Origin of the sequence: Saccharomonospora iraqiensis subsp. paurometabolica YIM 90007 (assembly GCF_000231035.2) — a bacterium.
Classification (GTDB): Bacteria; Actinomycetota; Actinomycetes; order Mycobacteriales; family Pseudonocardiaceae; genus Saccharomonospora; species Saccharomonospora paurometabolica.
Genome location: NZ_KI912258.1, coordinates 313,069 through 321,048 on the forward strand (window position 1 = coordinate 313,069; position 7,980 = coordinate 321,048).

General features: G+C 69.9%; 7 protein-coding genes and 2 pseudogenes. 5 read left to right on the plus strand and 4 right to left on the minus strand.

Features of this window, described 5'->3' with window-relative positions:
• Positions 1-1,505, minus strand: a pseudogene (locus tag SACPADRAFT_RS29010) (ABC transporter permease); the annotation flags it as partial.
• A gap of 114 nt (positions 1,506-1,619) precedes the next feature.
• On the opposite strand from SACPADRAFT_RS29010, the gene SACPADRAFT_RS0220650 reads away from it, so the two are divergent.
• The 5 genes from SACPADRAFT_RS0220650 to thpD all read left to right on the plus strand — a co-directional run bounded on the left by SACPADRAFT_RS0220650 (position 1,620) and on the right by thpD (position 5,893).
• Positions 1,620-2,210 carry an HhH-GPD-type base excision DNA repair protein gene (locus SACPADRAFT_RS0220650; protein WP_007025597.1) on the plus strand — a complete coding sequence of 197 codons (591 nt, stop codon included), beginning with the start codon at positions 1,620-1,622 and terminating at the stop codon, positions 2,208-2,210.
• A 320-nt stretch (positions 2,211-2,530) separates the two neighbouring features.
• The gene (gene ectA, locus SACPADRAFT_RS0220655) at positions 2,531-3,082 is read left to right on the plus strand and encodes a diaminobutyrate acetyltransferase (RefSeq protein ID WP_026453821.1); all 552 of its coding nucleotides are present in this window, start codon (positions 2,531-2,533) and stop codon (positions 3,080-3,082) included.
• Positions 3,083-3,155: 73 nt separating this feature from the next.
• A complete protein-coding gene (gene ectB / locus SACPADRAFT_RS0220660; RefSeq protein ID WP_007025599.1) occupies positions 3,156-4,409 on the plus strand; it encodes a diaminobutyrate--2-oxoglutarate transaminase in 1,254 nt (417 codons plus the stop codon).
• 58 nt (positions 4,410-4,467) lie between these two features.
• Entirely contained in the window at positions 4,468-4,869 is a 402-nt protein-coding gene (locus SACPADRAFT_RS0220665) for an ectoine synthase (RefSeq protein WP_007025600.1), read from the plus strand.
• Between the two features lie 118 nt (positions 4,870-4,987).
• A complete protein-coding gene (gene thpD / locus SACPADRAFT_RS0220670; protein ID WP_007025601.1) occupies positions 4,988-5,893 on the plus strand; it encodes an ectoine hydroxylase in 906 nt (301 codons plus the stop codon).
• Positions 5,894-6,377: 484 nt separating this feature from the next.
• Here thpD and SACPADRAFT_RS0220675 read toward each other — a convergent pair whose 3' ends face one another.
• The 3 genes and pseudogenes from SACPADRAFT_RS0220675 to SACPADRAFT_RS29015 all read right to left on the minus strand — a co-directional run.
• Positions 6,378-7,256 (minus strand): hypothetical protein, encoded by an 879-nt coding sequence (locus SACPADRAFT_RS0220675; protein ID WP_026453815.1) that lies wholly within the window; start codon positions 7,254-7,256, stop codon positions 6,378-6,380.
• The gene (locus tag SACPADRAFT_RS0220680) at positions 7,250-7,741 is read right to left on the minus strand and encodes a DUF6932 family protein (RefSeq protein ID WP_007025604.1); all 492 of its coding nucleotides are present in this window, start codon (positions 7,739-7,741) and stop codon (positions 7,250-7,252) included. Before SACPADRAFT_RS0220680 ends, SACPADRAFT_RS0220675 begins: the two co-directional genes overlap by 7 nt.
• A 57-nt stretch (positions 7,742-7,798) precedes the next feature.
• Positions 7,799-7,980: pseudogene (locus SACPADRAFT_RS29015) on the minus strand (hypothetical protein); the annotation flags it as partial.

Sequence of the window (7,980 nt, forward strand, 5' to 3'; positions counted from 1 at the left end):
CGGGGCAGCATCCCGGTCAGCACACGGGCGCCCAGGATCCCGGCGCCGAGGACGCCGAGCACGGGCGTGACGACGAGACGTGCGGGGATGTGGGCGACCGTGCCGACGGTGGTGTCGCTGACGGCGACGTCGCCGTCGAGCAGGAACCAGCAGGCGGCCGCCACCCCCAGCAGGCCCAGCTCCCACGGGACACGGCGCACCCACCCTCCGCGCCCCGGACGGGTGTCGTGCAGCCGTCCCGCGCGCACGCCCGCCGCCGTGGCGAGCGCGAGCACCGACGTGCCGAAGGCGGCCGGCGCGGCGAACAGGGACGCACGGTCCGCGGCGGGGGTGGTGAGCCCGACCGGACCGACCGTGTCGATGAGCAGGTGTGCGCAGGCCCATCCGGCCGCGGACCCGACGGCGAGCACGCCGAGGGTCTCCAACACGGCCTTGCCCGCCAGGGCACCCGGGCCGACTCCGCGCGCGGAGAGCATCGTGAGCTCCCCGCGTCGCCGCTCGACCCAGAAGGCTCCCGCCGCGAGGGCGACCAGGAGTCCGGTGAGGGCCCCGGCCGTCGCGAGCGGCACGACGGTTCCCGTCAGCGCGGACCCGACCAGATCGGCACGGCCGAGATCGTGCGCCAGCGAGGTCTCGAAGCGGGTCCCGTACGACTTCGGCGCGAACGGGTTGTCCGGTGCCTGCGATCGCACGGTGTCCCGGGCCCACTGTCGGACGGCCTCGACCGCGGGCCGTGCCGAGGCCGTGGTCAGCCCCGCGGTGTCGACGCCGAGTTCGATGAGGTTGCCCGCTCCGGCCGCCGTGCTCCCGTCGAGCAGTGCGTCCCGCGGCACCAGCCCCACCGGGTGCACGGGTGTCTCCTGGAGCGGGTCGCCCCGGTAGAGGTCGGTCAGGCTGCACCAGAACGGGCGGTCCGGCCCGGACCGCAGGTCCCGGTAGACCGCGGTCACGTCGAGCGAGCTCCGTCCGGATCCGGTCGCGAACGTCACCCGGTCGCCGACCGAGAGCCGTTGGGTCTCGGCGAACCGGTCCGGCAGCCACAGTCCACCCGTACCCCCGCCGGCGAGGACCTCGACGTGCTCGCGCGCGCCGGTGCGCGCGACGAGGTGGATCGTGGAGGCGTCCGGCGCGGCCGCCGGGGTGATGCGGCCCGTGCTCAGGAGGGTGGTCACCGGCCCGGTCAGGTGCGGGGAACGCTCCGCCGTGGTGCGGGCCGTCTCGACGCGCCGATCGAGCAGGTCCGCACCCCACGCCGCGTCCGGGTCGTCCGGGGCCGGGCGCAACGGCAGGCTCGTCCCGAGGTGGGCACCGGTCTCCCACGGGCACGAGGACCCGACGAGCTGCTGCAGCGTGGCGGTCGAGGCGGAGGACAGGAACAGTGCCGACGCCGACGCGGGAAGGGCGACCAGCAACGCCGCCGCGGCGACGGCGAGCGCGACCCCCGGGTGTCGGCGCAGCCGCAGCGGCGCCCGCGACCACGGTGTCGCCAACCCCCAGCGCGCCATCCGGGGAGCCCAGGGTCGACGGGGGAGACGCGAAAGCGACTTCCGGTCATTACTTCCCGCGAACCGGCCCCGACTCCGTCTGCCCGGGGGCCGGGTGCGTGCGAGGATGTCGGCATGCGCGCGACGTTGCATCTCACCGGGGACCCCGACGCCGACGGGCTGCTCAGCCGGGATCCGATGGCGCTGCTCACCGGCATGTTGCTGGATCAGCAGGTGGCGATGGAGGTCGCCTTCGCCGGGCCGAACAAGATCGCCGACCGGCTGGGCGGGTTCGACGTGCACCGCATCGCCGAGTCCGACCCGGAGGAGTTCGCGGAGGTGTGCGCCCGGCAGCCCGCCGTGCACCGGTTCCCCGGGTCGATGGCCAAGCGTATCCAGGCGCTGGCGCGGTACGTCGTGGACCACTACGACGGTGACCCCGAGCGGATCTGGACCGAGGGCGAGCCGGACGGGCGCGAGGTGCTGCGCAGGCTCAAGGCGCTGCCCGGGTACGGCGACCAGAAGGCGCGCATCTTCCTGGCCCTGCTCGGCAAACAGCTCGGGGTCGAGCCGCACGGATGGCGGGAGGCCGCGGGCGCCTACGGTGCGCCGGACGCGCGGCATTCCATCGCCGACGTCGTCGACGAGCACACCCTGGAGGAGGTGCGCGCGTCCAAGAAGGCGGCCAAGGCCAGGGCCAAGGGGGATGGATCGGGCGCGACGTGACGTTCCGGACCCCGGAATGCCCGCGGTGGCGATCCCGCCGCGCACACGGAGTAACAGAATCACCCGGGAGGACGCTCAACCGGACAGCCTCTCGCGTTCTGTGCCGATCGCCACTACCGTACGGCGGAGGAACCGTCGCGAGGAGAGAAGCGGGACTCCCGGGACACGGACGTCGTGTTGTGCTCCTAGCACACCGCTGCCCGTGATCGGTACAGTTCTGTCGGTGTTGTCACACGAGTTCCGGCATCGTCGCAGGTCGCAGCGCTGATCGAGATCGTCTGGGCTGAGTGGCGGGTGCTGCTCTGTTATGTTGCATGAATATGTCCGGAAAGCACCCCGAGCGTGCCGACAGTGACAATCGTGCGACGGGTCCCGTCGTGATCGAATCGCCGAACAAGGGTGACGGCGCGGCCCTCTGGCGAATCGCACGTGATTCACAGAAGCTGGATCTGAACTCGTCGTACGCCTACCTGTTGTGGTGTCTCGATTTCGCCGACACATCGGTGGTGGCGCGGGTCGACGGCGAGGTCGTGGGCTTCGTCATGGGTTACCGCAGGCCCACCACGGCCGACACCGCACTGGTGTGGCAGGTCGCCGTCGACTCGTCCCAGCGGGGCCGCGGCCTCGCGGGCACGCTGCTCGACGAGTTGTACGCCAGGCTCGTCGAGGAGGGGGTGCGCTACCTGGACACCACCATCACGCCGGACAACGAGGCGTCGATCCGGCTGTTCGAGTCCTTCGCCAAGCGGTGGAACGCCGAACTCGTGCGGTCGGAGTTGTTCGCCGAGGATGACTTCCCGGATGCGCACGAGCGGGAGGACCTGTTCCGGATCGGTCCCCTTTCGCCTGCGCAGCGACCAGCAGGACGGTGACGGCGCGGACGCGCGCGGCGAACTGCCGTGCCCGCGTGTGTGAACCGTCCGAGAAAGCAGGAGACGAAACAACGTGAGCATCTTCGAAACGCTCGAGTCCGAGGTGCGCAGCTACAGTCGTGGCTGGCCCGTGGTGTTCGATCGGGCGCAGGGCAGCTGGCTCTACACCGAGGACGGCACGCCGTATCTCGATTTCTTCGCCGGAGCCGGCGCCCTGAACTACGGGCACAACAATCCGGCGCTGAAGCAGGCGCTGATCGACTACATCTCCCGGGACGGGGTGACCCACTCCCTGGACATGTACACCAGCGCCAAGCGGGATTTCCTGGAGAGCCTGGACGAGGTGATCCTCAAGCCCCGCTCGATGGAGTACAAGGTCATCTTCCCGGGGCCGGGCGGTGCGAACGCCGTCGAGGCCGCGTTGAAGCTGGCGCGCAAGGTGACCGGCAAGGAGTCGGTCATCAACTTCACCAACGCCTTCCACGGCATGACGCTCGGCGCGCTGTCGGTCACCGGCAACTCCATGAAGCGGGGCGGTGCGGGCATTCCGCTGGTGCACGCCACGCCGATGCCGTACGACAGGTACTTCGACGGCGCCTACCCGGACTTCTTCTATCTCGAGAAGCTGCTGGAGGACTCCGGCAGCGGCCTGAACGAGCCCGCCGCCGTGATCGTGGAGACGGTGCAGGGTGAGGGCGGCATCAACGCGGCCCGGCTGGACTGGCTGAAGAACCTGTCCGACCTGTGCAAGAAGCACGGCATCCTGCTCATCCTGGACGACGTGCAGATGGGCTGCGGGCGTACGGGTCCGTTCTTCAGCTTCGAGGACGCCGGTATCGAGCCGGACATGATCTGCATGTCGAAGTCGATCGGTGGCTACGGCCTCCCGCTGGCGATCACGCTGATCCGCCCGGACCTGGACGTGTGGTCGCCCGGTGAGCACAACGGGACGTTCCGCGGCATCAGCCCGGCGTTCGTCACCGCCGCCGAGGCGCTGCGCACCTACTGGCGCGACGACGAGCTGGAGAAGGGCACCAGGGCCAAGGGTGCGCGGATCGGCGAGGTGTTCACCGAGCTGGTCGAGCGCTACCCCGAGGCGAACCTGATCGCCAAGGGCCGGGGCATGGCCCGCGGGCTGGAGTTCTCCAGCGGCGAGGTCGCCGACAAGGTGTGCGCCGCGGCCTTCGATCGTGGTCTACTCATGGAGACCTCGGGGCCGGACGGGGAGGTGGTGAAGCTGCTGCCCGCACTCACCACCACCGAAGCCGAGGTCGAGCAGGGGCTGCAGATCATCTCCGAGTCCGTCGACTCGGTCCTGGGCCGCTGAACCACACCGACACACCCCGGCCGCGGCCGGGGAGCAACACGCGCAGAAGGAGACACTCGTGATCGTCCGCAACCTCGACGAGATCACCGACACCGAGGCCGACATCCAGGAGCCGAACTGGCGCAGCAAGCGCATCGTGCTCGCCAAGGACCGGGCCGGGTTCTCGGTGCACGAGACCACGCTCTACGCGGGGACCGTGAACGACTTCTGGTACGCCAACCACATCGAGGCGGTGTTCATCGTCGAGGGTGAGGGCGAGGTGACCGACAAGGCCACCGGCGAGACCCACCAGCTCCGCCCGGGTTCGCTGTACCTGCTGGACCAGCACGACAAGCACCAGGTGCGGCCGAAGACGGACATGCGGACGGTGTGCGTGTTCAACCCGCCGATCACCGGGCGGGAGGTCCACGACGAGAACGGCGTCTACCCGCTGGTGGTGGAGGACGAGGCCGCGTCGTGACCTGCGCCACCGGCGCGGTCCGCTAAACATCCACCCATCCGGGTATCACTCGACAGAACGGGGAATCACCACACGGTAGGAACACCACGAAACTCGGTATTCGGAGGAGGCGAGCATCGTGACACTCGCGGAGAGCCGGATCAGAGACCAGTACCCCACCCGCATCGCGTCGGGCGAGCCGCAGCTGCTGCAGCGGCCGGACCCGACCGTGTGGGGCGGCGCGGACGACGGGCCGTTCGACGCGGCCGAACTGTCGGCCCACGACGACAAGGGGTATTCGATCATCGAGGGCCTGCTGTCCCCCGCCGAGGTGCAGGGGTACTGGCAGGAACTCGAACGGCTCTCGTCGGACGAGGCGCTCAAGTCCGACGAACGGGTGGTCACGGAGAAGGCCTCGGGCGAGGTCCGCTCCGTCTTCGAGGTGCACCGCATCAGTGCGGTGATCGCCCGGCTGGCGCGGGACCCACGGGTGCTGGACCGCGCGCGGCAGCTGTTGGGATCCGAGGTCTACCTCCACCAGAGCCGGGTCAACTACATGCCCGGCTTCCGGGGTAACGGGTTCTACTGGCACTCCGACTTCGAGACCTGGCACGCCGAGGACGGGATGCCGAGGCCGCGCGCGGTCAGCTGCTCGGTGGCACTCACCGACAACTACCCCTTCAACGGGGGCCTGATGGTCCTGCCGGGCTCGCACCGCACCTTCGTGCAGTGTGCGGGCGAGACCCCGGACGACCACTACAAGGCGTCGTTGAAGGAGCAGGAGATCGGCGTGCCGACCGAGCACGACATCACCAGGCTCGCCGCCGAACACGGCATCGACCAGTTCACCGGACCCGCGGGGTCGGCGTTGTTCTTCGACGCGAACATCATGCACGGGTCGGGCAACAACATCACCCCGTATCCGCGGTCGAACATCTTCCTCGTGTTCAACAGTGTGCAGAACACGGTGGTGGAGCCGTTCGCGGCGAAGGAACCGCGGCCGGGGTTCATCGGCGCCCGCGACTTCACGCCCGTCCGGCGCTGAGCACCCGGATGACGCCGCCTCCGCTGTGTGTTCGGTGGGTATACACACCGTACGGGGCGGATGCCACCGCCCCGGTGCGGTCTGCTACCTTGAGCGCACCTCGACGGCGCGGCTGACGAGGTGATCGTCGCCGTCCGGCGCGGGTGACTCCTTGCTCGGGGTGAGGCCCGCACCCGGAGGGCGGTGTGAATTCGCGACGGGTACGGCCCCGCGCCGCCAGATCGGGACTGGTGGCACGGGGCCGTACCCGTGCCCCGGGCACACTGACAAAACCGAGACGCGCTGTACCGCGTCGGTTGTGCCGAGAGGAGGTCGCGGCCACGGGGTCGTGTGGAGCGGAATCCAGTCGACGGGAGATCACCATGGTCCTGGAGATGTCGGACCGGCCCGGAGAGAAGCGCCCGCTCCCGGTGTTCAACAGTCGCAGGGCAATGACGCCGGATGAGATGGACGAGGAGATCCGGAGCCACATCGAGCAGCGGGTTCAGTCGAACAGGGTGGTTTCCGAGCGGATCTCCAGGAGTTCGTAGACCGGCCTGCCCCGGCGGCCGTCGATCGTGGTGGTGCGCACGACCCGCAGGCGGGTGGTGACCGGACGGTCCAGGTTCTCCTTGATCTCGTCGAGCAGGTCGGGCGCGACCGCACCCTGGATGGTGGCGCCGGTGTCGCGCTCCAGGTAGAAGATGCGCCGCCGGGTGCGCACGCCGTCCAGCCTGCCGGTGACCGTCTCGTAGCCGACGTCCTCGCGGGACTCCCGCAGACTGCCCTGCAGCACCTTCGCCTGCTCGGTGGTCATGCTGCGCATGACCTCCTCGCCGGAGGTCGGCACCAGGGACAGGCCGATGCTGGAGTTCTTCATGACCGCGTTGACCACGTCGCTGACCGCGTTGCGCACGGTATCCCGCTGCAGCAACACCGCGTCCAGCGCGCCGTCGTCGGACCCGTTGGCGGGCAGGAAGTCGCACAGCTCCTTCACCGCCCGCTCGGACAGCGTCTCGATCCCGTCGGAGATCAGCGCGTCCGGGTCGGTGGTCTCCGGGAAGCCGAAGAACATCGCGTTGCCCGCCTGGCCGCGCTGGATGAGCGGGGCCTTCTCCCGGTCGGCGGGCTGCACCGAGGTGATCTCGGTCTGCGGGTTCCGGACGATGTGGCCGATCTTCGCGGTGGCGTCCTGCAGTGCCCTGCTGATGTCGGAGGAGGTGTAGGCGTCCAGGCGCGAGGAGTTCAGCATCGACACCCGCAGCAGCGGCGACCGCGCGCTGCGTTCGAACTTGGCGTGTGCCGACCACGCCGACGCCCGCGCCAGGTCGTCGAGCCACGTGCCACCGGGGATGTTGTCCGCCACCTGCCGGAAGTTCACCAGGCCACCTCCGCGAAACCCTTGAGCGTGCCCGGGACGGGGCCCCGGGCCCAGACGGCCTCCCAGGTGTCCTCGTCGCCGGGGCGGCACAGGAACCCGTCGAGCAGGCCACTCACCGGTTGCACCTGGTCGAGGTAGGTCACCGGTTGTTCGGCGATCACGCCGCGCAGGGTCATCATTCCGTACAGCGCCGAGCGCGCCCGGCCGTCGAGCCGCTTCAGCGCGCCCCACTCGTCCGGGATGAGCACCACGTCCACGTCCCGGGGGACCTCCGCCGTCCGGATCAGCAGCCCGCCGCCGATCCAGGCCCGCCCGGACGGGATGAGCCGGTACACCACGCCGAGGTACCCGCTGAGCGCGCTGAACAGCAGCTCCCGCTCATTGCGGTGCGGGGCGTCCCACACGAGACGTTCGTAGATGTCGGAGAGGTCGGCCGGATGCCGCCCGGGCGGGAGAACGTTCTCCGACGTCCAGTACGGAAGCGGCATGCACATTCCTTACCCACTGCCGGAAGAGGACCGGAAGGCAATTTATCAGCCGCTGGGTCACCGGTCGCGCCGCCGCTGCTCCTCGTCCCGGACGACGTCCTGCTCGTCGGGCCACTCGTTGCGGGTGTGCCAGTCGGCGGGGCCGAGCGGCAGCACCCCCTCCCGGCGCCCCTCGTCCGGCGCGTTCGTCTCGTCCCGCGCGGAGGAGGGGTCCGCGCGGCCCGCCTCGGTGCGGGGCG